General features: G+C 73.4%; 23 protein-coding genes. 8 read left to right on the forward strand and 15 right to left on the reverse strand.

What is annotated here, in order from left to right; all coding sequences use genetic code 11:
- Positions 1 to 129 precede the first annotated feature (129 nt).
- The gene (locus AB0E19_RS01645; RefSeq protein ID WP_362172301.1) at positions 130 to 1,332 is read right to left on the reverse strand and encodes a glycosyltransferase; all 1,203 of its coding nucleotides are present in this window, start codon (positions 1,330 to 1,332) and stop codon (positions 130 to 132) included.
- 243 nt (positions 1,333 to 1,575) lie between these two features.
- On the opposite strand from AB0E19_RS01645, the gene AB0E19_RS01650 reads away from it, so the two are divergent.
- Both AB0E19_RS01650 and AB0E19_RS01655 read left to right on the forward strand, forming a co-directional pair.
- A complete protein-coding gene (locus AB0E19_RS01650) occupies positions 1,576 to 2,727 on the forward strand; it encodes a cellulose binding domain-containing protein (protein WP_362171439.1) in 1,152 nt (383 codons plus the stop codon).
- A 41-nt stretch (positions 2,728 to 2,768) separates the two neighbouring features.
- Positions 2,769 to 3,902, forward strand: coding sequence for a lytic polysaccharide monooxygenase (locus AB0E19_RS01655; RefSeq protein WP_362171442.1), 1,134 nt, complete (start codon positions 2,769 to 2,771; stop codon positions 3,900 to 3,902).
- 105 nt (positions 3,903 to 4,007) lie between these two features.
- Here AB0E19_RS01655 and AB0E19_RS01660 read toward each other — a convergent pair whose 3' ends face one another.
- Both AB0E19_RS01660 and AB0E19_RS01665 read right to left on the reverse strand, forming a co-directional pair.
- Positions 4,008 to 5,327, reverse strand: a complete 1,320-nt coding sequence (locus AB0E19_RS01660; RefSeq protein ID WP_362171445.1) for a serine hydrolase domain-containing protein — start codon at positions 5,325 to 5,327, stop codon at positions 4,008 to 4,010.
- Between the two features lie 187 nt (positions 5,328 to 5,514).
- Positions 5,515 to 6,033 carry a hypothetical protein gene (locus AB0E19_RS01665; protein ID WP_362171448.1) on the reverse strand — a complete coding sequence of 173 codons (519 nt, stop codon included), beginning with the start codon at positions 6,031 to 6,033 and terminating at the stop codon, positions 5,515 to 5,517.
- A gap of 218 nt (positions 6,034 to 6,251) precedes the next feature.
- On the opposite strand from AB0E19_RS01665, the gene AB0E19_RS01670 reads away from it, so the two are divergent.
- The gene (locus AB0E19_RS01670) at positions 6,252 to 6,986 is read left to right on the forward strand and encodes an SOS response-associated peptidase (RefSeq protein WP_362171451.1); all 735 of its coding nucleotides are present in this window, start codon (positions 6,252 to 6,254) and stop codon (positions 6,984 to 6,986) included.
- Between the two features lie 18 nt (positions 6,987 to 7,004).
- Here AB0E19_RS01670 and AB0E19_RS01675 read toward each other — a convergent pair whose 3' ends face one another.
- On the reverse strand, positions 7,005 to 7,724 hold the full coding sequence (locus AB0E19_RS01675) for a hypothetical protein (protein WP_362171454.1): 720 nt from the start codon (positions 7,722 to 7,724) through the stop codon (positions 7,005 to 7,007).
- Positions 7,725 to 7,790: 66 nt separating this feature from the next.
- A complete protein-coding gene (locus AB0E19_RS01680; RefSeq protein ID WP_362171457.1) occupies positions 7,791 to 8,465 on the reverse strand; it encodes a MerR family transcriptional regulator in 675 nt (224 codons plus the stop codon).
- 112 nt (positions 8,466 to 8,577) lie between these two features.
- Between AB0E19_RS01680 and AB0E19_RS01685 the strand changes: the two genes are divergently transcribed.
- Positions 8,578 to 9,084 carry a hypothetical protein gene (locus tag AB0E19_RS01685; protein WP_362171460.1) on the forward strand — a complete coding sequence of 169 codons (507 nt, stop codon included), beginning with the start codon at positions 8,578 to 8,580 and terminating at the stop codon, positions 9,082 to 9,084.
- On the opposite strand, the gene AB0E19_RS01690 is transcribed toward AB0E19_RS01685, so the two are convergent.
- The gene (locus tag AB0E19_RS01690) at positions 9,065 to 9,571 is read right to left on the reverse strand and encodes a GNAT family N-acetyltransferase (RefSeq protein WP_362171462.1); all 507 of its coding nucleotides are present in this window, start codon (positions 9,569 to 9,571) and stop codon (positions 9,065 to 9,067) included. The genes AB0E19_RS01685 and AB0E19_RS01690 overlap by 20 nt on opposite strands.
- 115 nt (positions 9,572 to 9,686) lie before the next feature.
- On the opposite strand from AB0E19_RS01690, the gene AB0E19_RS01695 reads away from it, so the two are divergent.
- The gene (locus AB0E19_RS01695) at positions 9,687 to 10,244 is read left to right on the forward strand and encodes a hypothetical protein (RefSeq protein WP_362171465.1); all 558 of its coding nucleotides are present in this window, start codon (positions 9,687 to 9,689) and stop codon (positions 10,242 to 10,244) included.
- Positions 10,245 to 10,261: 17 nt separating this feature from the next.
- Here AB0E19_RS01695 and AB0E19_RS01700 read toward each other — a convergent pair whose 3' ends face one another.
- Positions 10,262 to 10,843 (reverse strand): TetR family transcriptional regulator, encoded by a 582-nt coding sequence (locus AB0E19_RS01700; protein WP_362171468.1) that lies wholly within the window; start codon positions 10,841 to 10,843, stop codon positions 10,262 to 10,264.
- A 54-nt stretch (positions 10,844 to 10,897) separates the two neighbouring features.
- On the opposite strand from AB0E19_RS01700, the gene AB0E19_RS01705 reads away from it, so the two are divergent.
- Positions 10,898 to 11,407, forward strand: a complete 510-nt coding sequence (locus tag AB0E19_RS01705; protein WP_362171471.1) for a GNAT family N-acetyltransferase — start codon at positions 10,898 to 10,900, stop codon at positions 11,405 to 11,407.
- A 43-nt stretch (positions 11,408 to 11,450) separates the two neighbouring features.
- Here the strand turns inward: AB0E19_RS01705 and AB0E19_RS01710 are convergent, their stop codons facing one another.
- From AB0E19_RS01710 to AB0E19_RS01725, 4 genes are all read right to left on the reverse strand, one after another.
- Positions 11,451 to 11,774 (reverse strand): WhiB family transcriptional regulator, encoded by a 324-nt coding sequence (locus AB0E19_RS01710; protein WP_362171474.1) that lies wholly within the window; start codon positions 11,772 to 11,774, stop codon positions 11,451 to 11,453.
- A 218-nt stretch (positions 11,775 to 11,992) separates the two neighbouring features.
- On the reverse strand, positions 11,993 to 13,591 hold the full coding sequence (locus AB0E19_RS01715; RefSeq protein WP_362171476.1) for a radical SAM protein: 1,599 nt from the start codon (positions 13,589 to 13,591) through the stop codon (positions 11,993 to 11,995).
- The gene (gene amrS / locus AB0E19_RS01720; RefSeq protein ID WP_362171478.1) at positions 13,588 to 15,024 is read right to left on the reverse strand and encodes an AmmeMemoRadiSam system radical SAM enzyme; all 1,437 of its coding nucleotides are present in this window, start codon (positions 15,022 to 15,024) and stop codon (positions 13,588 to 13,590) included. Before amrS ends, AB0E19_RS01715 begins: the two co-directional genes overlap by 4 nt.
- A 430-nt stretch (positions 15,025 to 15,454) precedes the next feature.
- Positions 15,455 to 16,039, reverse strand: a complete 585-nt coding sequence (locus AB0E19_RS01725) for a S1 RNA-binding domain-containing protein (protein ID WP_362171481.1) — start codon at positions 16,037 to 16,039, stop codon at positions 15,455 to 15,457.
- A gap of 135 nt (positions 16,040 to 16,174) precedes the next feature.
- Between AB0E19_RS01725 and AB0E19_RS01730 the strand changes: the two genes are divergently transcribed.
- On the forward strand, positions 16,175 to 16,738 hold the full coding sequence (locus tag AB0E19_RS01730) for a GNAT family N-acetyltransferase (RefSeq protein WP_362171484.1): 564 nt from the start codon (positions 16,175 to 16,177) through the stop codon (positions 16,736 to 16,738).
- Between the two features lie 123 nt (positions 16,739 to 16,861).
- Here the strand turns inward: AB0E19_RS01730 and AB0E19_RS01735 are convergent, their stop codons facing one another.
- Positions 16,862 to 17,854, reverse strand: a complete 993-nt coding sequence (locus AB0E19_RS01735; protein ID WP_362171487.1) for a helix-turn-helix domain-containing protein — start codon at positions 17,852 to 17,854, stop codon at positions 16,862 to 16,864.
- Positions 17,855 to 17,984: 130 nt separating this feature from the next.
- Here AB0E19_RS01735 and AB0E19_RS01740 point away from each other — a divergent pair, with 130 nt between their 5' ends.
- Positions 17,985 to 18,824, forward strand: coding sequence for a dienelactone hydrolase family protein (locus AB0E19_RS01740; RefSeq protein ID WP_362171490.1), 840 nt, complete (start codon positions 17,985 to 17,987; stop codon positions 18,822 to 18,824).
- Positions 18,825 to 19,020: 196 nt separating this feature from the next.
- On the opposite strand, the gene AB0E19_RS01745 is transcribed toward AB0E19_RS01740, so the two are convergent.
- The 3 genes from AB0E19_RS01745 to AB0E19_RS01755 form a co-directional block, all read right to left on the reverse strand.
- On the reverse strand, positions 19,021 to 20,691 hold the full coding sequence (locus tag AB0E19_RS01745; protein WP_362171493.1) for an ADP-ribosyltransferase domain-containing protein: 1,671 nt from the start codon (positions 20,689 to 20,691) through the stop codon (positions 19,021 to 19,023).
- A gap of 85 nt (positions 20,692 to 20,776) precedes the next feature.
- Positions 20,777 to 21,667 (reverse strand): macro domain-containing protein, encoded by an 891-nt coding sequence (locus AB0E19_RS01750; protein ID WP_362171496.1) that lies wholly within the window; start codon positions 21,665 to 21,667, stop codon positions 20,777 to 20,779.
- A gap of 94 nt (positions 21,668 to 21,761) precedes the next feature.
- Positions 21,762 to 22,430, reverse strand: a complete 669-nt coding sequence (locus AB0E19_RS01755) for a class I SAM-dependent methyltransferase (protein WP_362171499.1) — start codon at positions 22,428 to 22,430, stop codon at positions 21,762 to 21,764.
- Positions 22,431 to 22,596: the final 166 nt, after the last annotated feature.

Genomic DNA, 22,596 nt, shown 5'->3' on the forward strand with positions numbered 1-22,596 from the left:
CGACCGCCGTCCGGGCACCTCGCGTCGGACGGCTCACGGGTACAGGATCCTAGAGGGTCCCCTTCCGCGGAACGCCCCCGGTGATCCGGCGCGTCAGGTGGTGGGGAACGAGGGTGCCGGGTCAGCGGGTCAGCTGGTCAGCCGGGCGACTGCGGCGAGGACCGGCGCCACGCCGTCCTCCGTGGCCAGGCGGTCGGCCAGGGCGCGGGCGCGGACCCGGTGGGAGGGGTCCCGCGTCGCCCTGCGCAGGGCCGGCGCCAGGGTCCCGGCGGTGAGACGGCGCAGGGGTACGGCCCCGGGGGCGGTGCCCAGGGCGGTCAGGCGGGACGCCCAGAACGCCGCGTCGAACTGGACCGGCACCGGCACGGTCGGCACCCCGGCCCGCAGGACGGCGCCGGTCGTACCCGCCCCCGCGTGGTGGACGACGGCCGCCGTGCGCGGGAAGAGCAGGGAGTGCGGCACCTCGTCGACGGTCAGGATGTCGTCGCCCCGGGCGGCCAGCCCGGCCCAGCCCTTCTGCACGACTCCGCGCACCTTCGCCGCGCGCAGCGCCGCGACGATCTCGCCGCTCACCCGCTCGGGATCGGGCACGGTGGCGCTGCCGAGCCCGACGAAGACCGGTGGGGGCCCGGCGGCGAGGAAGTCCTCCAGCTCCCGGGGCAGCCGCCCGGTCTCGTGAGGCCACCAGTATCCGGAGACCTCCAGGCCGGCGGGCCAGTCCCGGGGGCGGGGGACGACGAGTTCGCTGTAGCCGTGCAGCACCGGTCGCGCCCGGCGCACCCGGGACCCGGCGAGCCCGTACCGCCGCGGCAGCGACCGTACGGCGTCGTGGAACATCAGCTCCACCGACGCCATGACGGCCCGTCCGCTCAGCCGGTTCCCCACCGCGCCGAGGGAGCGCGTGCCCAGCACGGGGGCGGGGAACTCGGCGGTCGGGTGCAGCGGTTGGAGGTGCAACCCCAGGGCGGGCACGGACAGGCCCTCGGCGATGGCGTACCCGAGCGGCCCCAACGCCCCGCCGACCAGCAGGACTTCACCCTCCCGTGCGACCTCCACCAGGGCGGCGGTCATCTCGTCGACCGCTCCGCGGGCCATGGACGCCAGCCGTACGAGCTTCCCGGCGCCGGTGTGCGCGTCGTGGAGCCGCCGGCCCCGCGCGGAGTGCAGCTCGGCACGCGGGTCCACGGGCAGCGGACGGAACCGCACCCCGGACCCCGCCACCAGCGGCTCGAACACCGCGTGCGCGGCCAGCGTCACCTCGTGGCCGGCCCGTACGAGACCGGCGCCCAGACCCGTGTACGGCGCGACGTCGCCCCGCGAACCCGCCGTCATCATCACGATGCGCACGCCCGCCAGTGTGCCCCACCGGCGGGCGGGACACGAACAGGCTCGCATCGGATCAGACCCTCCCGCTTCGCGCCCGACGGGTTGTCAGCTACGCCCCCGGCTCCTACAGTGCGTCCAGCACCATCGCATGGGAGCGCTCCCAATCATCTCACATCCACATCTTCCGGGAACTCTTCCCTGCCGTCCGCCCCTCCCCCTGACAGGTCTCCCCTCCCCAGGAGGTCCCCCGTGCGAGCGTCCCCCCACCGCCCCCGTGCCGCACTCGGCGCGCTGCTCCTCGCCTTCGCCGGCGTCGTGGCGATGCTCGTGGGCACCGCGCCGGCGGCCACGGCCGACACCCTGATCTGCGAGCAGTACGGCACGGCCACCGTCCAGGGCCGGTACATCGTCCAGAACAACCGCTGGGGCACCGGCGCGACCCAGTGCGTCACCGCCACCGACACGGGCTTCCGGCTGACCCGCGCCGACGGCTCCGTGCCGACCGACGGCCCTCCGAAGGCCTACCCGTCGCTCTTCAACGGCTGTCACTACACGCGCTGTTCGCCCGGCACCGCCCTGCCCGCGCGCATCGACGGCATCGCCGGGGCCCCGAGCGCCATCTCGTACGGCTTCGTCGGCGACGCCGTCTACAACGCCTCGTACGACATCTGGCTGGACCCGGCGCCCCGGACCGACGGGGTGAACCGGACCGAGATCATGATCTGGTTCCACAGGAACGGCCCGGTCCAGCCGATCGGCTCGCCGGTCGGCACCGCGACCGTCGGCGGGCGGTCGTGGCAGGTGTGGACGGGCGGCAACGGCTCCAACGACGTCATCTCCTTCGTCGCCCCCACCGCCCTCGCGGAGTGGAACTTCGACGTCATGGACTTCGTCCGGGAGACCGTCTCCCGGGGCATGGCCCGCGGCGACTGGTACCTGACGAGCGTCCAGGCCGGCTTCGAGCCCTGGCAGAACGGCGCCGGACTCGCCGTGCACTCCTTCTCCTCGGCGGTGAACCTCGGCACCCCGCCCACCGGACCGGAGGAGCCGGGCCCGGAGGAGCCCGGCCCCGGTGAGCCGGGGTCCGCGACGACCTGCCGGGTGACGGTCACGCCGAACGTCTGGACCGGCGGCTTCACCGCGGACGTCACCGTCGCCAACACCGGCCCGACGGCCGTCGAGCCCTGGGAACTGGCCTTCACCCTCCCGGCCGGTCACCGGATCACCCAGTCCTGGAACGCCGCCGTCTCCCCGTCCTCGGGCACGGTGACGGCGACCGCCCTCGCCCACAACGCACGGATCCCGGCCGGGGGCAGCCAGTCCTTCGGCTTCCAGGGGACGTACAGCGGCACGTTCGCCCCGCCGTCCGGTTTCGCCCTCGGCGGGGTGCCCTGCTCGTGACCCGAGGCGCGAGCCTCCCCCACCCACGTACAGGAGACACGATGGCTGGACGCAAGAAGCGGTTCGCCTCCCTCGCGGCGGTGCTCGCGACCCTGCTCGCCGGAATCGGCCTGACCCTGCTGGGCCAGGGCAACGCACAGGCACACGGCGTCGCCATGACGCCCGGATCACGCACGTACCTCTGCTGGCTGGACGCCAGGACCGGCACCGGCAGCCTCGACCCGACCAACCCCGCGTGCGAGGCGGCGCTCGCCGAGAGCGGACCGAACTCGCTGTACAACTGGTTCGCCGTCCTCGACTCCAACGCGGGCGGACGCGGCGCCGGTTACGTCCCCGACGGCACCCTGTGCAGCGCCGGCGACCGCTCGCCGTACGACTTCACCGGCTACAACGCGGCCCGCGCCGACTGGCCCCGCACGCATCTGACCTCCGGACGGACGATCCAGGTCAAGCACAGCAACTGGGCCGCGCACCCGGGCTCCTTCCGGGTGTACCTCTCCAAGCCGGGATACTCCCCCACGACCGAACTCGGCTGGGACGACCTGGAGTTGATACAGACCGTCACCGACCCGCCGCAGACGGGCTCCCCGGGCACCGACGGCGGACACTACTACTGGGACCTCGCGCTGCCCTCGGGGCGCTCGGGTGACGCGGTGCTCTTCATCCAGTGGGTCCGCTCGGACAGCCAGGAGAACTTCTTCTCCTGCTCCGACATCGTCTTCGACGGCGGCAACGGCGAGGTGACCGGCATCCGAGGCTCGGGCAGCACCCCGACGCCCACGCCCACGCCCACTCCTACACCCACACCGACCCCCACGCCCACGCCCACTCCCACGCAGCCGACCCCGACGCCGACCGACCCGCACACCGGCTGCATGGCCGTCTACACCGTGGTCAACGCCTGGGCCGGCGGCTTCCAGGGTTCCGTCGAGGTGATGAACCACGCCACGACGGCGCGCGACGGCTGGGCGGTGCGCTGGACACCGGGCGCCGGCACCCGGATCAGCAACCTGTGGAACGGCGCCCTGACCACCGGAACCGACGGCACGGTCACCGTCGGGAACGTCGACTACAACCGGACCATCCCGGCGGACGGCAGCGTCACCTTCGGCTTCACGGCGACGTCGACCGGCAACGACCACCCGGTCGGATCGATCGTCTGCGTCACACCGTGACCGTCGTCGCGGTACGTCGCCCCTGAGGACGACCGAGGGGCTGCCTCCCGTCGCGCATCGCGCGGGGGCAGCCCCTCTCCCGTCCCGTCCCACCGGTGCTTCGGGTCAGGCGTCGGGGTCGCCGTACCCGCCGTGCGGCCCCTCGCCTCCGCCGTCCAGGAGGGCGCAGACGAAACGCTCCTCCGTCGCCCGCAGGCGGGCGAGCAGCGCCGGGTCGTTCGTGACCTGGCTGGTGACGGAGACGGTGACGGCGCGGCGGCCGTCGCGGGTGGCGGCGGCGAACTGGGTGTAGCCGGGGGTGTTCCCGGTGTGCCCGTAGACGGTGCCGCAGCGGGTCTCGTACCGGAAGAGGGCGAGCCCGGCGGCGTTCTCGCCGGGGCCGGCGGGCTCGGACGCCCCGGGCACGAACCGCTGCTGGGCGTGGCGGGTGCGCGGCGACAGCAGGGCGGGCCCGGCGTAGCCGCCGATGAAGGCGTTCAGGTCGGCCGGGGTGGACACGATCCCGCCCGAGGCCCACGCGCCGGAGGCGCTGATCGCCTCGCTGACGTCCTCGGGCGGTTCGCCGGGCGTCGTGTCGTAGCCGTGGAGGAAGGGGCGCGGCAGCCGGAACCCGGAGGGGAGGCTGGTGTCGCGGAGGCCGAGCGGGCGGTACACCAGCTCCCGCAGCAGCTCCTCGTAACGCTGTCCGGTGGCCTGTTCGGCCATCAGGGCGACGGCGATGTTGTCCGAGTTGGAGTAGGCGTAGCGGCTGCCGGGAGGGAAGGCGAGGCCCTCGCCCGCGACGAACTCCAGGAGGCGCCGGGAGTCGAAGCGGTGGCGCGGATCGGCGCGGACGATCGCCTGGAAGCGCGCGCTGCGGCTGAAGTCGGGCAGGCCGCTGGTGTGCTGGAGGAGCTGGCGCAGGGTGACGGCGTGCCAGGCCTCCGGCAGGTGCGGCAGGCGCTTCCCCAGGGTGTCGTCGAGGGCGAGCGCGCCACGGTCCACCAGGGCGAGGGAGACGGCCCCGCTGAACGCCTTGGCGACGCTCGCGATCCGCATGTGGTCGTCCGCGCGGGGCGGCCGGGAGCCGCCGGTCCCGGCCTTCGGGCGGGTCCCGGTTCTCGTGGCGCTGCCCAGTTCGGCGGTTCCGGCACGGTAGACGCGGCGTTCGCCGTCGCGGGTGAGGACGGCGATGGCGCCGGGCGGCCCGCCGGGGGCGGCGACGAGCTCGGCGAGGGCGCGGCGCAGCTCCCGCTCCTCTGCGCTCTCCTTCCCGCCGCCGCTCCCTCCGCCGTTGCCCTGCGTCCCGGAGGGGGGTCGCTCGCCGGCCGTCGCGTACGGAAGGGCGGGAGCGGTCAGCGCGGCGGCGAGGAGCAGCGCGGCGACGGCGGCCCGGCGCGGGCGGCGTGCACGGTGCGGGCTGCGGGCGGGGGCGGAACGGGGCATGCGTGACCTCCTGGACGGGCCGTCGGCCGGGTGCGGCGCACCGGCCCGTCCAGCTTCGGCACACGGCTCCGTGCCCGTCGGCCGGGGCTGCGCCACCCGGCCGTGCGGATCCCCCCGGCAGGAGGCTCCGGCGCGTCCCGCGCCTGGGCCGATCGAGGGAGTACGTGCCACGTGCTGCGGACAGGTCTCAGGGGAAGTACAGGGCGGCCTTCTCCAGCACGTGCCGCGTGAACAGGCCTCCCCACTGCACCTGCCCCCGGTACATCGTCGTACGCACGCCGTCGGGTGCGGTCTCGACCGTCAGGGGCCGGCCGATCAGCGTCGTGCCGAGGAGCCGGGCGTCCTCAGCGGCCCACCGCGCGGCGTCCGGCCGGACGCGCGCGCTCACCAGGGCGGGCAGCACCGTGGCCGCGTTGCGGGCGCCGGGTATGCCGCTCCGCAGGCTCTTCGCGTAGCCCATGGCCCAGGTGGTGAACCCGGCCAGGTCGCCCGCGTCGACCTCGGGCACGGCGGCCGCGAAGACGAACAGTTCGGTCTTGGTCCCGAACCATCGCGCCTTCCGGTCGGCGCGGGAGCCGGTGACCACCGAGTGGCCGTTCCACTCCGGCGTGGTCACCGTGCAGCCGTCTCCGGCCAGCCGTTCCCGGAGGGCCGCAAGGTACGTGGCCGCCGCGTCGGCGGTCGGCCCGGAAGCATTCGGATTCATGCGGGAATCCTCCAACACCCTTGATACGTAAGGGAAGTGGGGAAGGGCGTGGTGGCGTGCCCCGTCCGGCCCTCGTCCGGCCCTCGTTCGGCCCTCGTTCGGCCCGCGTTCGGCCCGCGTCCGGTCCCCGTTCGGCTCTCGTCGGACCGGGCCGGTTTCCGGCCGCTCGGGCGGCGCGGGAGCGGCCCGGGGCGGGGCGGTGGTGGGAGAGTGGTCGTATGTGCGGCCGTTACGCTTCCACCCGCAGCCCCCAGGAGCTGACCCGGCTCTTCCGGGTGACCGACTGGCAGCCGGAGGAGACGCTGGAGCCCAGCTGGAACGTCGCGCCCACCGACCAGGTGTACGCCGTCCTGGAGCGGGCCGGGCGGGACGGCGGCGGGGAGGTGCGCCGCGAGCTGCGGACCCTGCGCTGGGGGCTGGTGCCGTCGTGGTCGAAGGACCCCGGGTCGGCGGCCCGCATGATCAACGCGCGAGTCGAGACCGTGCACGAGAAGCCCGCCTACCGCCGCGCCTTCGCGAAGCGCCGCTGCCTGCTGCCCGCCGACGGCTTCTACGAGTGGGACCCGGTGAAGGACGAGTCGACGGGCAGGACCCGCAAGCAGCCCTACTTCATCCACCCGGCCGACGGCGGCCCGATGGCCATGGCGGGCCTGTACGAGTTCTGGCGCGACCCCGACGTCGCCGCCGACGACGACGCGGCCGCCTGGCTGATCACCTGCACGATCATCACGACCGAGGCCACCGACGCCGCCGGCCGCGTCCACCCCCGCATGCCGCTCACCCTCTCCCCCGACCACTACGACGCCTGGCTCGACCCGCACCACCAGGACACCGGCGACCTCCGCGCGCTGCTCACCCAGCCCGCCGACGGACACCTCGACGCCCGCGCGGTCTCCCCCGCCGTGAACAACGTGCGCAACAACGGCCCCCACCTGCTGGACGCCCCGAGCTGACCCCGGCGGGGCCGGCGTTCAGCCGACGAACTCCTCGTCGCCGTACCGCGTCTCGACCGTGTTCCAGTCGACGCCCAGGTCCTTCGTGAACTTCCGGGCCAGCGCCAGATCGGCGAGCGGGGCCACGAGGATCAGCTGGTCGTCGAGGGTGGTCGAGCCGCCGCCGAGCCGTTCGCGGGCCTGGGGATCGGCGAGGAGCGCGTCGTGCAGACGGGTCGAGGTGACGCCGTCGGCCCGGATCCGCACCGCGTCGGTCTCCGGGTCCGTCCTCGGCAGGCAGCGGAAGGTGAGCACCGATTCCTGCCGGTACCGCTTGGCGATGACGCCGGCGACGTGCCGGAGCCCGTCGCGGCCGACCCCGTCGACGTCGAACTCGCGCGAGCGCTCGTACGTGGCCCGCTGGAGGTCCGACGACCAGAAGACCCCTTCCAGGAGCGTGGAGGCGCCGGGCCGGGCCCCGTGGGCGCGGAGGATGCGGCGCACCTCGTGCCCGAAGCGGACGAGGCGGGTGTCGAGGCGGGGATCCGCCGGATCCGTGATGATCGCGGTGTTGTCGGTGGCGAAGATCTCCGCCTCGGCCGGGCAGGCACCGTCGGCCGCGCCTGCCGCCGCGCCTGCCTCCGGGCCCGCCGCCGCGGCGTTCGCCGGGCCGGAGAGGCCGGAGAGGCCCAGCGCGAGGGCTCCGACCGTGACCAGGACGCAGGTGCGCCCGCGCATGATGATGTCGATGTCGTTCACACCGCGCTCAACGAGCGGGGGGCGCGGTGGTGGCAGGCGGTCGGCCGAACGGGTCGGTCGACAGGGCTACGCCTCGCCCGCGCCGTCGGCGTGGGCGCCGCCGAAAAGACGGGAGGACTTGTCCTCCTGGGCCAGTCGCCGCAGCGCGAGCAGGGCCGGTTCGAGGAGGACGGTGACGAGGACGGCCCTCTCCGCCTGGGCCAGGGGGTCGCCCCCGCCGTCCAGCTGCCGCAGGTCCAGCTCGGCCATGTCGTCGGCGAGGCGGGCGTACGGCAGGAGGGTGCGCCAGTCGACGTCGGTTCCCAGGTGGTCGAGGGCGGTGAGGACCTCGGCGAGGGTGCGCGTGGCGGGGTTGCCCGGGGAGACGTCCCAGCCCATCGCGCCGATCAGGCCGCGCGCCGCGGCGAGCCCTTCCGGATCGGGATCGGAGGCCTCCGGGTCCGGCGCCGGTGCGGGCTCCGCGCCCTTCGCCGGACGGACGCCCAGCACGATGCCGAGGACCTGGTGCAGGTCCTCCTGTCCGCCGGTGATCGCGTCGAGGATCTCCTTCGTCGCACCGGCCGAGAGCCCTCGCGTCCCGATGAGGGTGCGGATCAGCCGGAGGCGGCGGACGTGGTCCTCACCGTAGTCGGCCTGGTTGGCGGCGGTGGCCCGGCCCGGAGGGAGCATCCCCTCGCGCAGGTAGTACTTGATCAGCGGCACCCGCACGCCGGTGCGGCGGCTCAGCTCGGAGACCTTCATCGGCTCTTCCCCTCGATAACGGATAATGGATAGCGCTATTATCTATTCTGCGACTGTCACGGTGTCGCACGAGCTCCGCCCGAACACCCTCCACCGGAAGGACACCCCTCCCATGTTCGGCACCCTCATGCTCCTCGCCGTCCCCACCCTCCTCTTCCGGCTGCTCGGAGCGCTGGGCGTCGCGCGGTTCGCGACCTGGCGGGTCTCCGTGCTGCACGGCCTCGCCGTGATGCTGGTCTTCACGGCGAGCGCCCACTTCGCCCCGTCGGCCCTCGGCCCGATGCCCGGCCATCAGGACCTGGTCGCGATGGTCCCGTCGTTCGTGCCGTTCCCCCGCTTCGCGGTCTACGCGACCGGCGTCCTGGAGCTCGCCGGCGCGGCGGGGCTGGTCAGAGAGGCGACCCGCCCGGCCGCCGGCGTCGGCCTCGCCGTGCTGTTCGTCCTGATGCTCCCGGCCAACGTCCACGCGGCCGTCTCCGACATCGACTTCAACGGCGAACCGGCGACGCCGCTCTGGTTCCGGATCCCGGAGCAGCTGCTGTTCATCGCGATAGCGCTCTGGGCGGCGTACGTCCCTCAGGGCGCCCGCCGGGGACGCGTCACCGCAGGGCGCGGGTGAGCCACACCACCTCGCCCGCGCCCTCCTCCCGGGAGACGCGGTCGCGCTCGAAGTCGAGCTTCTCCAGGACGCGGAGGGACGGCGCGTTCCAGGAGCCGACGGTCGACCAGAGTCGCTTGCGCCCGGTGGCGGCCGCCGCGTCGAGCACGGCGCGGGCCGCCTCCGTGGCGTAGCCCCGCCCGTGCGCGTGCCGGAACAGCTCGTACGCGATCTCCGGCTCCTCCACGGAGGCCCGTCCGACGATCAGCCCGCAGTAGCCGATGACGTCCCCCTCCTCCCGCCGCTGGATCGGCAGCAGGGCGAAGCCCGTGGTCTCCGTCTCGGCGAGCAGCTTCACGATCCCGGCCCGGGCGCGCTCGACGGTGAACGTGTCCGTGCCTCGTTCGTCGAGGAGAGCACGGAACCAGTCGGCGTCCGACTCGGCCCACGGACGCAGGACCAGCCGCTCGGTCTCCAGGTGGAACGCCATCGTCTCGTATGCAGCCATGGCCCCCACTCTGCCCCACGCCCCCGCCCGAGCACGCGGCGCCGTGTCCCGCCGTCCGGTGTCGCCCCGCTTATCCGGTGTCCCCTCCGGCAGCCCCGGTGCGAGACTCCGGGCCATGACCGCACCCGAGCCGACGGAGTCGGACCACCTCCGGGAGATCGAACGCCTCGCCCACCGCGTCACCCTGGAGGCCTCCTCCGAGGGCTGGCTCTCGCACCGGGGCGACCCGGAGGAGGCGACGCCCCTCCAGCGCAGCGTCAACGCGCTCGCCCGGGCGCTGCGCCACTACCACTTCGAAGGCGACGGCTGCCTGGAGGACCGGCCGCCGGTCCGACTCGTCGGCGCCTCGGTCCTGAAGCCCGGGGTCATGCCGGCCGGGGTCGACGAGTCGTACGAGGCGGTGTGCGCGCGGATCGGGGTCGAGCCCAGGGAGGAGGGGTGGGCGCTGTGGAACACGTGGGACCGTGACGGGCACGTCAAGGTGACGATGGTGGTGTCCGCCGTGGCGACGACCGAGGGGCTGGTCGCGAACTGGGCGCGCGGGAGGGCGGTGGACCCGGTGACGCCGCTGCCGTCGCAAGTGGCCCTCGTCCGCCACGGATGGATCGGCGCGATGACGTTCTCTCCGCGCGGCGTCGGCCGCACCGGACGCGGCGGCCTTCCATCGGCCTGACGTTGCCCGATGATCCGTCAGGATCCTTGCAACAGGGCGAGTTGACGGGAGACGGCCGCGTCGACTCGTCGTTCGTCCTCCGTGGCCAGGAGGTCGAGCAGGGCGCCCCGGAGGACGGCCAGGGTCAGGGTGCGGAGGGTCGCACCCCGGTCGGTGCCGCGTTCGGAGGGGGGCTGGCAGGACGCGAGGGCGGCGAGCCAGTCCTCGACGGTCGCGCGGGCGAAGCCGGCCCAGGCCCCGTCCGGTTCGACCAGGGAGCGGGCGTACGCCTCGGCCCACAGGCGCAGCAGGGGGCGGTGTTCACGCGCCGCGAGCCAGCCCCAGACCTGCTCCGCGGCCGCCACCAGGCCGATGGGTGCGTCCGGCTGCCGGGCGCGGTCGAGGAGCGCCACCTCGTCGGCGCGGGCACGGGCCAGGAGGGCCCGGACCAGGCCGTCCTTGCTGCCGAAGAGGAAGAGCAGGACCCGCGGGCTGGAGCCGATGGCCTCGGCGAGCGGGCGCAGCGACAGGTCGCTGAGGCCGTGGGCGAGGGCGTACGCGTACGCCGCCTCCAGCAGCTCGGTCCGGCGGGCGGACGGGGTTGGCGCTTTCTGGGACACGTGGCTAGCCTAACGTAACTGAAACGAGTGTTTCAGTGCGAGAGGGTGGTCACGGTGCGTCAGGAAGAGGAACGGGTGGTCGTGCGTCGCGCGGACCGCCCCGGCGACCTGGGATGGGTCGTGATGGCCCACGGCGAGGGCTACGACGAGCAGTTCGGCTGGGACACCGACTTCGAGGTCCTGGTCGCCCGGATCGTCGCCGACTACGGGACGCGCCACGATCCCGCCCGGGAGGCCGCTTGGATCGCCGAGCTCGACGGCCGGCGCGTGGGCTGCGTCTTCCTGGTCGACGGCGGACGGCCCGGCCTGGCCAAACTGCGGCTCCTCCTGGTGACGCCGGAGGGGCGGGGGCACGGCCTCGGGACCCGGCTGGTCGCAGACTGTCTGGCCTTCGCCCGCGAGGCGGGGTACGAGCGGGTGACCCTGTGGACCAACGACGTCCTGGTCTCGGCCCGCAGGATCTACCAGGGCCTCGGCTTTACCCTCGCCGACGAGGAGCCCCACCACAGCTTCGGCCACGACCTCGTGGGCCAGAACTGGATCCTCGACCTGCCGCGCGCGTGACGCACACCCCTCGGCCGTCCGCCGGTCCCCCGTCCGCCCTCCCTCAGGCGGAGCGGCGCGCCGCCGATGCCGCCGCCAGGCCGGCGCCCGCCCCCGCGCTCACACCGGCGCCCGCGGCGTACTCGCGGCGGGCGGCCTGGAGGAGGCCGGCCCAGTCCCGAACCGTGGGGCGGCGCTTCAGGAGGGCGCGGCGCTCGCGCTCCGTCATGCCGCCCCAGACACCGTGCTCGATCCTCCGGTCCAGCGCGTACGCGAGGCATTCGGAGCGTGCGGGACAGCCCACGCACAGCTCCTTGGCCTGGTTCTGGGCCGCCCCCTCGACGAACAGGTCCTCGGCGTCCGCCTCCCGGCACCGACCCGACGCCATCCAACTACCTTCCACGCACTCCCCCTTGAGCCACGGGCTGTCGATCTCCGCGGACCGGCCCTCGTCGGCCGGCCCTCGTTGATCAGGCACGCTACGTAGGCATGTGCTGCGGGTCTACACCTCGCCCCGTCCTTCGCTCCAACGGGTGACGACCGCACACAGTTCCGGCCACTCTCCGTGGTCTCCCCGGCCTCCGTGGCCGGATCCGTGGCCAAAGCTCAGCAGATGAGCCGGAAGGGGCCGTAGTCGCCGACGGGGGCGGGAGGGGCGGCACGCGCGCTCGGGACGACGGGGCGGCCGCAGGAGACGAAGAGGTCGTCGTAGCGGGTACGGGACCGGTCCCGGTAGTCCGTCGTGGCACGCGCCAGCATCTTGACCACCTCCTCCGCCAGCATCAACTGGTACTGACACGACTCGGTGTTGAGGGTGTTCAGGTCTCCGGTGGCCACGTGGTTCTCCTGCCGGCAGCCTCCCCCGCACAGGTAGCGGGCCCAGCAGCCCCCGCAGACCGGGTGCTCGTCGACCGAGCGGCGCCACTCGGGGTGCTCGCGGGTGATGCCCCGCTCGCCGGTCCCGACGTCGAAGCCCTCGTCGCCGACGAGGCGGTGGCAGGGGCTGACGCTGCCGTCCGGGGAGTGGGTGTAGTAGGTGCGGCCGCCGGAGCAGAAGGCGAGGGCCGCCGCGCCCTCGCTGATCATCTGCACGGTCCGCTCGTACTCCAGGACCCCCTGGAAGCGGTTGCCGGGGTCGAAGAGGTGGGGGTAGTCGGCGAGGAACTCCTTGAACTGCTCGACGATGCCCGGCTGGAGGAAGTGGTTGATGTACCGGATCCCGCCCTGCGGTTCGGAGAGCGTCCGGTCGCCCAGGGTGAGGGCGACGGGGACCGTCGTACCCGTGCGGACCGGGTAGACGCCCGGGTAGATCTGGAAGTGGTCGAAGAGGTCGAGGCGCCAGAGGTCCCGCACGCTGTCCTTGAGGCGGGGCTCGGCGGTCGCGATGGTCATCCGCGCGACGAGCGTCACCGCGTCGCCGCACTCCGCGCGGACCCGCCGGAGGTTGCGCAGGATCCGGTCGTAGGAGCCCTTGCCGTTCTTCGAGGGCCGGTTGGCGTCCTGGACCTGGCGGCCGCCGTCGATCGAGACGGAGACGATGAAGCCGTACTCGCGGAAGAGGTCCGTGGTGCCCGGGGGCAGGAGTGTCAGGTTGGTGGAGACGCGGTGCAGGAAACGCGTGCCGTCCCGCTCCGCGATGCCCCGCGCGCGCTCGCAAATGGTCCGGATGACTGGGAGGTTGGCCAGCGGTTCGCCGCCGAAGAACTCGAAGCGGACGCGCTGTCCCGGCGCCGCGTGCGTCGCGATGAAGTCGAAGATCCAGGCGACCGAGTGCTCCCCCATGGCCTCGGTGATCCGGCCGTAGTCGCCGCCTTCCGCGAAGCAGTAGGCGCAGGCGAGGTTGCAGACGTTGGTGAGGTTGACGTTGACCGCGAAGTCGGCGCCGTCGGAGAGCGCGCTCTCGGCCAGCAGGGTCCTGTGGGTGTCGTCGCCGACGCCGGCCTCGGCCCGGAGGCGCTCCCAGGCCGTTCGCTCGTCCGGCAGGAGGTGGTCCTCCCCGGCTTCGAGGCGGCGGGCGGTCGCGGCGGGGGCGAGCAGGAGGCGGTGGTTGCCGGTGATGAGGACGGCGGCGGTCCCGGAGCGGTCGCCACCACCGCTCCCGTCACCGTCACCGTCACCGTCGCCCAAGGGGAGGACCCGGTAGTCCGTGCCGTGGCGCAGGGCGGCCGTCCCCGCCCGGGAGCCGTCGCCCCGGTCCCCGGTCACGGTCGCACGCCCGGGCGGAAGAGGGGCAGCGGGGAGACGTCGGCGTTGAGCGTGCCCGCCGTCGCCTCCACCGTGGGGAAGTGGGCCCGGTCGAAGACCTGGTGGAGGGTGGATTCGCAGCCCGCCGGCACGGCGACCTGCACGCCCGTCTCTCCGGGGGTGCTCTTGGCGGCGATGGAGCGGAAGCTCTCGTGCGGCGCCAGGTCGATGACCTCCCACGCCGGGTCGGCTCCCGCGTCGCCGCGACGGCGGGCGTAGGCCCGCAGCGGTACGGAGGAGCTGTTGCGGAGCTGGAAGTGCAGCGCCCGCACGTCCCCGTGCCAGTCGAATCCGGCGACGGAGAGCGACTCCCCGGGCGGGAGGTCGCGGAGCCGGGCGCGCGGCCGGGAGTCCGGGAGGAGGGTGAAGCCGGCGTCGTCGCCGCAGCCGGTGCAGCGGGCGTCGGCGTCCAGGCCGACGAGGTCGGCGTTCAGGCCGTAGCGGGTGACCTGGAGTCGTCCGCACCGGCGGCAGCGGGTGTGCGTCGACTCGGTGTCGTAGACGTTGCCGAGGTAGACATGGCGAAGTCCCATGCCCAGCGCGGTGTTTCGCGCCCTCTCCAGACGGTCGACGGGGGTCCGGACGGTGTCGGTCATCTTGTAGTCGGGGTGGAAGCGCACGAAGTGCGTCGGCACGTCGGGGCTGAGGCGCTCGCCGACGAAGGTCGCCATGTCGCGGGCGGTCTTCTCGTCGTCGCTGAGGTCGGTGACCATCAAGGTCGAGACCTCGACGTGCTTTCCGGCCCGGAAGACCCGCTCCGTCCCCTCCAGGACCGGCTCCAGCCAGCCCTTGGTGATCCGGCGGTAGTACGTCGGGTCCAGGGACTTGACGGACACCGAGAAGATGTCGATGACCGGGAGGAGTTCGTCGATCGCCTCGCCGGTGATGAAGAAGGCGGACTTGTAGAGGTTCACGAGGCCGGCGGCCTTGGCGAGCGCGGCGGTCTCGACGACGAACTCGTGCCAGACGACCGGGTCGTTGTACGTCCAGGAGATCACCTTGATCCCGTGCCGGACGGCGATGTCAACAACCTGCTCGGGCGTGTACCGGTGGACGTCCTTGTCCTCGACGTGACGCGCCTGCGACGTCTTCCAGTTGTGGCAGTAGTCGCAGTTGAGCATGCAGCCGACGTTGCCCATGGACAGGATCCGGGCGCCGGGCGCGTAGTGGAACACGGCCTCGGTCTCGATGGTCTCCTCGGTGGCGTGCACCGACCGCCCGTAGTTCAGGGTCACCAACCGGCCGTCACGGTTGGCGCGCACCCGGCAGAAGCCGTGCTGACCGGGCCGGATACGGCAGTTGCGGGGACTGAGGTGGCACCGGACGACGTCGTCGTCCAGGCGCTCCTCCAGACGTGCGGGGCGGGCCTCGCTGTTCCAGTTCGTCTTCGTCACGTGCGGTCCTTCCACGAAGGAGGGGTGAGGAGGCGACGGGGAGGTACGGGGGTGCGGGTGCCGGCGCGGGTTTCGGCGTGCGGGTGCCGGCGTGCGGGGTGCCGGGAAGGCGGGCGTCTTGGCAGGGTCTGCCCGGTGAACCACCGTTACGGGACTTGAGGATTGTTGAACGTTCCTCACGGTGCCTGGCGACGAGCATGACCGAGCCCCCTCGCCGCCGTCAAGGCATCGACGGGTCCGGCTCCGCGTCGGTGAACACGTCATCGCTCCGCGGGAGTTCACCGGAGGAGGGCGACGAACGGGTCGGCGTGCGGGCGCTCGTCCACGGGTGGGCCCGGACACGGGCATGCGTCCTGACTGAGGGGCACGTCCCGCGGACAGGGCCCTTGCCTGGTCCTTGCCGGCCTGCCCGGTCCGGGCAGGCGGGCCGTCACGGGGCCTGCACGGCGCCTTCGTGCCGACCACGCTGCGGCGCGGAGAGGAGAACCCGGCGCCTCGACGGGTCGATCTCCGTGACGACGACGGCGATCTCGTCCCCGGTGTCGACGTTCTCCACCGGACCCGTCTCAGGGCGGCCGTCCGCCGTTCTGAAGGGGAGCAGCCCGACAATCCCGTCCCCGAGGTCGACGAAGACGCCGATGGGGACCACCTTCTCCACCGTCCCGCGGAGTTCCCGGCCCACCGGCGTGCGGTCGGCGAAGGCCCGCAGGGGGTCGGGCTCCAGCGCCTTCAAGGACAGTCTGGCCTCCGCGTTGTAGGTGTCGAACTGGAGGAGCTCGCCCGAGACACGCTGACCCACCTGAACGACATCAGTGGGATCGACGAAGTACCGCCACGACAGTTCGGGGAAGGAGATGAACCCCACACCGGGGAAGAGGGGATGGGCGGGTCCGTCGTCCAGGGCCACGAAGACCCCGAACCGCTCGATCGCCGCGACGGTGCCCGACAGGATGTCGCCGCAGTTCAGGGACTCCAGGAACGCCCAGAGTTCCGGGCTCTCGGACTGCCAATCCATACCCCCACCCTGGCACTGCACGTCGTGTCCCGACCATGTCCCGGACGCTCTGGAACGATCGGCCGGACGCGTCCTGGCGGCCGGCGGGCCCGTGCGGTGGACCAGGGCCGTCGGAGCTCTGGCAGGCTCCTTCGTATGACGCGTGCACGTGCCCTTGAATCGGAGTCCGGCCTGGAGTTGCTTCAGATCTCGCGGCCGGACGGTGTCGGGCCCCGGCTCCGGCGGGAGTTGCTCGACTGCTGGATCGCCGTGACCAACGCGGGCGGGGCAGCCGGGTTTCCGTTCCCGCCGGTCGGTGACGGTGAGGTCGGGCCGGTCGCGGACGCGATCGTGGCCGGGCTGAGTTCCGAGCGGTGCCGGCTGGTGGTGGCCCGGGGCGGCGGGGAGCTCGTCGGCTGGGTGCTGCTTCGCCGCGATCCGGACCGGCTCGTCGGACATTGGGGCAGCATCCATCATCTGCAGACCCGGCCCGACCGGCGCGGGCGGGGAGCCGGGGCGGCCCTCGTCGGGGAGGCGCGGAGGATCGCCCGGGACGAACTGGGGCTCGAACAGCTGCGGCTCGCCGCCCGGGGTGGCGAGGGACTCGAGGAGTTCTACGCACGGCTCGGCTGGCGTGAGGTGGGGCGGTGGCCGGGCGCGCTCCGGCTGACGCCCGGTGACGATCGCGACGAGGTGTTGATGCTGCTCGCGCCGTTGTGAGGATTCCGGGAGCCGGTTCGGCGGCCGGCCGCGAGGGCGGTCGCCGGATGCGGCGTGCAGGGCAGGGCAGGAGGGTGCCCGGGGACCCGCGGCGGTCGTGGGGACCGTGCCGTGCCCCCTCCCTCACCGGGCGCCCGGGTCCGGCGACGTGGCCGTCGTCGCGCGGTACACGCTGGGGCGGCGGCCCGTGTGGCGGGTGAAGACGGCCGAGAAGGTGCCGGGGTCGCGGTAGCCGACGTCCGCGGCGATCGTCGCGATGGTGCGGTCCGTGGTCTCCAGGAGGTGGCGGGCCCTGCGGACGCGGGCGGCGTGGAGGTACGTGAGGGGCGACCGGCCCGTCTCCGCGCCGAACCGGCGCAGCAGGGTGCGGGTGCTGACGCCGAACTCCCGGGCGAGGGCCGGCAGGTCGTAGCGGGCCGCGAGGTTCTGGTCGAGGTGGCGCATGACGGCGGACGAGAAGGCGTGACCCGTCGCCGGGAGGAGGGCCGCGTCGACGTACGGGGACTGGGAGGAGCGGGTGTCGTCGAGCAGGGCGACGCGCGCCGTGGCCCGGGCCGTGCCGGGGCCGTCGTGGTCGCGGACGAAGCGCAGCGCGAAGTCGTACATCGCGCTGAACGCCGCCGTGGTCGTCACCCCGCGGTCGGTGACCACCAGGCTCTCCGGGCGTACCCGCACCTCGGGGTAGCGGCGCGCGAAGCGGTCCGCGTGGAGCCACGAGGTCGTCGCCTCCCGGCCGTGGAGGAGTCCGGCCTCCGCCAGGAGGTAGGAGCCGACGCAGAGCGACACCACGGCCGCTCCCGCGGCGGCCCGCTCCCGGATCGTGGCGAGCTCCGGGGCGAGCGCCGCGAGCGCCGCGTCCGGGTCGAGCGCGGGCGGCAGGTCGAAGCCGGGGACGATCAGGACGTCGGCCGGGCGGACCGCCGCGACGTCGACACGGGCTCCGCCGGCCGCGAGGACCCGTCGGCGCGGCGAGACCACGGAGGTCTCGTACGAGGGCTCCGTGCGGCCCCGCGCGGCGGTGACGTGCGCGGCCATCGTCAGCAGGTCGGGGACGCCGTACACCTCCGACGCGAAGCAGCCGGGGTAGGCGAGGACGCTGACGCGCAGCGGGCTCATGGGCGGTTCCTCCCGGTGGGCCGTGGTCGGTCACCGTGGCGATGGCAGCGGCGGTGGGTGGCGGGATACCCCGGAGTATCGGCGATATCGCCCGTTCCGGGGAAGGCCGGGGCTCGTCATGCTGTCGGCCATGCATGGAGAGCGGAAGAAGAAGCTCGACGACCCGCTGGACGACTTCTCGTGCCGGGTCGTCGAGGTCGAAGGCGTCGGCAAGCGGGTGTACGTGACCGGGGCGGGGCCCGCCGTCGTCCTCATGCCGGAGATGCCCGGCATCAGTCCCGACGTGGCCCGGTTCGCCCGGTGGATCCGGGACGCGGGCTTCTCGGTGTACGTGCCGTCGTTGTTCGGCGTCGACGGGGCCTATCCGCTGGCGGAGGCGGCCGGGACCGTCGTACGGCGGGCCTGTGTCAGCTCCGAGTTCCGGGCGTTCGCCGGCGGCGGGACCAGTCCCGTGGTCGCCTGGTTGCGGGGGCTCGCGCGGGTGGCGCACGCCGAGCGGGGCGGGGCCGGGGTCGGGGCGGTCGGGCTCTGCTTCACCGGCAACTTCGCCCTGTCCATGACGCTGGAACCGGCCGTCGTCGCCCCCGTCGTCAACCATCCGTCGCTTCCACTCGACGACCCCGCGGGGCTCGAACTGGGCGAGGAGGACGCGGTCGCCGTCGCCGAGCGGGTCCGGCGCGACGGGCTGAAGGTGCTCGCCTACCGCTTCGAGGGCGACCGCTGGTGCACGGGCCGGCGGTTCGCCGCGTACCGCGCGCTGCTCGGCGAGGCCTTCGACGGGCGGGTCCTTCCCGCCGGGGCGGCGAACCCCGACCCGCCGCCGTTCTTCCGCGAGGTGGTCGGCTGCGCGCACAGCGTCGTCACCGCCCACCTCGTGGACACCGCCGGTCACCCCACCGTGCGGGCCCGGGACGAGATCATCGCGTTCCTGGCGGAACGGCTCTCGCCCCCGGCGGAGTCGTCAGCGTGAGGGAGCCGCCGCCTGTGCCGCCTGCGTCGTCCGGTCGGCGAGGAGGCGGAGCGAGCGGGCGGTCTCCGAGGCGGGTTCGACGTGGTGGACGCAGAGGGTCCCGGGTGGACCTCCAGCAGGTCACCCTCGCGCCCACCGGCCGGGCGAGCCGACCGCCGCCGCGGGACGGCCGTTGCCCGGCACGGCCCCTGCCCGGTCAGGAGACGAGGCGGGTCTCCACCTCCCTGAGCTTCACGGTGCACAGTCCGCCGCGCTCCGCCTTGACGTCGGTGACCTCCAGCTGGGTGCCGGGGGCCAGGATGTACTCCTCCTCGCCGGTGAAGGCGGAGAAGCTGCGGATGCCGACGGCGCGGGCCGGCGTCACCTCGAACAGAGTCCGCTTGCCCCGGCTGCCGAGGAACGAGCGGGCGACGCCCAGCTCGGAGGTGCAGGAGGAGACGCCCCACCAGGTGACCGTCTCCCCCAGCGGGTACTGGGCCCGCAGGTCGAGGGCGACACCGCGCCACAGGGGTTCGGTGCGGGCGGGGAGCGACTCCACCGCCGAGTAGAGCAGCCGCAGGTAGGGCAGGTACGGCACGACGCGGTGGCGGTCCGGGGAGCGGAGGACGGCGTTGATGTTCCGGTAGAAGCCGGACTCGCAGGTGTAGAGGTAGAGCGCGGCGATCGCGTCGGCGGAGAGCCCCGCGCCGGCCTGCTCGTCGGCCCGCCGCTTGCCGAAGTCGCGGGAGCGGTCGATGTGTCCGGCGAGGCCGCGCAGCACCCGGGTGACCGGCGCGACGGCGTCCTCGAACGGCATCAGCGGGGTGTCGAACACGCCGGTGAGCGGGGGCAGGACGTGCCCCTCGTCACGGACGCTGGTGAGCCGCTCCAGGTACAGCTGGTGGAGCTCCATCGTCGAGGTGATGAAGGCGCCCATGCGGGCGGCGACGTCGTTCTCCGGGCCGCCGCCGGTACCGGTGCCCGGCGTCGTGGAGCCCGTGCCGCCGGCGGCGCCGGCGGGGGGCCGGTCCCAGCCCTTGCTCGGCAGCCAGTCGACGGGGTCGGCGCCGAGGGACATCAGGGCGTCGTTCACGGTGGCGAGGTGGTCGCCGTCGCAGAAGAGGTCGCCCTGCGCGGCCGGGTTGGCGTGGTCGATGTGGCGGACCTCGACGCCGGGGTAGTTCTTCTCCAGGCTCTGCACGGTCTTCTTGAGGCTGCGGGCGTGGGCGCCCCACCAGGCGAAGACGACGCCCCGGTCCTCCGGGTCCTCCGCCTCCTGCTTGGCGCGGAGGATCTCCTCGACGATCCGCTCGGCGACGGGTCGCCAGAACGAGGTGTGCCGGTCGGTGGCCAGGGCGCCGTCGGCGCTGGCGGTCAGCGAGGCGTTCAGGAGGAGGACGCCCTGGGTGAGCATCGCCTGGAACCACTCGGGTGGCTGGACGGTCTCGCGCTCCTTCAGCAGGGCGCGGATGTCCTTGATGGGGGTCTTCTTGACGATGCCGTACTTCCACATGGCCGCCGCCTTGATGAGGCAGCGGATGCTGACGACCCGTCCGAACTGGCTGTCCTTCCAGTCGTTGAAGGTGTTGTCGAACATGGCGATGCCGGTGGCGCTCTCCGGCCTCGGGTAGGGGTTCTGGCCGAAGACGACGACCTTCCATTTGTGCGCCGGGTGCGGCTTGAGCGCCTGGAAGGTGAGCTCGCGGACGGGCACCACCTGCGGGCTGCGGCCGGGGCCGATGAACCGGTCGGCTTCCGCACGGGCCTCGATGACCGGCTTGAGGACGGGCAGCCAGGGCTCGCCGCCGCCGGTGAACAGCTCGGCGAGGGCGAGCGGGTCGTTGGGGTCGGGCTGCGGCGAGGGCGTGGCGGTGGTGGTGTCGCTCATGGCGGCGGAGCTCCCGGTGGTCGTGCTCGCGGGGTGGGCGGTGGCGGGGGTGTGCGACGCGGTGGCGGCGGCCGGCTGGGCGCCGTCAGCGGTGCAAGGGGTGCCCTGCGGCGTGTGCGCCTGCGACGAGCCCGCCGGGGACTGCTCCTTCGGCGACGCCCCCGTCCCCGATGCCCCCTTTGGCGACGGCTCCTTTGGCGACGCCCCCTTTGCCGACGCCTCCTTTGCCGACGCCTCCTTTGGCAGGGGCTCCTTTGCTCGCTGCTCCTTTGGCAGCGGCCCCGCCTTCGGCCGGGGCCGCGTACTCCTCCGGTGTCCCGCCCGGCGGCACGATCCGTACCCGGGTCGTGGGCGAGGCCTGGCCGATGGCGGAGAGCTGGGCGGTGATGGTGGCGCGCAGCTCGTCGTCGTCCTGGAACCAGTGGTCGTGGAAGAGGGTGTAGCCGGTCCACATCAGGTTGGCGCACACCCGGGCGGGGACGCGGCCGGTGCGGGCTCCCATGCCGACGAGCGCCACCGAGCGGATGCTGCCGGGCGCCTTGCGGTTCTGCCGGTGGACGGCCTGGAAGGCGGCCGCGCAGGCCATGGCGACGTTCAGCGTCTCGCTCACGTTCTGCGACGAGGCGACCATGGTCGGCGTCGAGATGACGAAGCGCGGCACGGTCGCCCCCGAGGGGACGCACACCGCGCTGCCGACCGGCATGCTGCCGTCGAAGCGGTCGGCGATCGCCTTACGGACCCTCAGCTGGATCCCGGCGCCCAGGTGGCGCTTGATCGCCGCGTCGACGCCGCCGTCCATCCTGCCCGCCGCGTTCGTCGGCGTGACCCAGGCGTCCACGTCCTCGTCGAGGATCGAACCCCGCCGGATCTCGATGCCGGGAACGTCGGCGAAGGCGGCGCGCCAGGCCTGCACCACCCCCGCGTTGACATCCGTCAGCACCACCCTGAGCGCGGTGTCCACACAGCCGTCGGTCATCGAAGCCCCCTGTCGGAACGGTGTCGTGCGACTCTCTCGCAACACCTCCGAAGCTAGTGGGCCCTACTGACAACGGCGTTCGGCGAGCCCGCCGTCAGGCGTCCCGCCGGGCCGTCACGACCACGCCGGGGCCCCGCGTCCCGTCGGCGGGAAGCCGCAGTTCGGCGACCGTCCGCAGTCCGGCGTCCTCGATCAGCGCGACGAGCTGCTCCGGCTGCCACCGGTGGGTCGTCCACCGGACCGGCACTCCGAAGTACGCCTCGGTGCGCAGCAGGTCCCCGTCGCCGACGTGGAAGGCGGTGACGAAGTGCCCGCCGGGCTTCAAGGCCTGTGCGAAGTGGGCGAGGACCTGCGGGAGGATCTCGCGGGGGAGGTTGAAGAGCGACCACCAGCCGAGCACTCCGCCGAGGGAGGCCTCGGCGAGGTCGAGTTCGGTGGCGGAGGCGACGTCGAAGCGGCACTGCGGGTGGAGCCGGCGCGCGTGCTCGATCATCCGGGGCGAGAGGTCCACGCCGGACACGTCGATCCCCCGCTCGGCGAGGTACGCGGTCACCGTCCCGGGCCCGCAGCCGACGTCGAGGACGGGTCCGAGTCCGCGCACGGTGTCGGCGAAGGCGTCGACGGAGGCCTTGAGCCAGGGTTCCCGGCGGATGTCGCCGATGCCGGTGTTCAGCACCATGTCGACGTAGTTGTCCGCCACGCGGTCGTAGGAGTCGCGCACGGTGTCGAGGTCGTCCGGGCGGTCGATGGGGTGGTTGGTCATCGGCCCACGATAGACCGCGCGGAATTGGCGCGATGTCCTATGCCCGGGGCATCGTCTTCCGGCGAAAGCCCCTCGTTCCGGGCGCCTTTGGTGTCTAGTGGAGTCCGTCCGTGAGGACCACCCGGCCGTGGGGGCCTTGCCGCCGGGCCGGCATGTCGAGAACCGA

It is taken from the genome of Streptomyces sp. NPDC047974, from assembly GCF_040653375.1.
Taxonomy (GTDB): Bacteria; Actinomycetota; Actinomycetes; order Streptomycetales; family Streptomycetaceae; genus Streptomyces.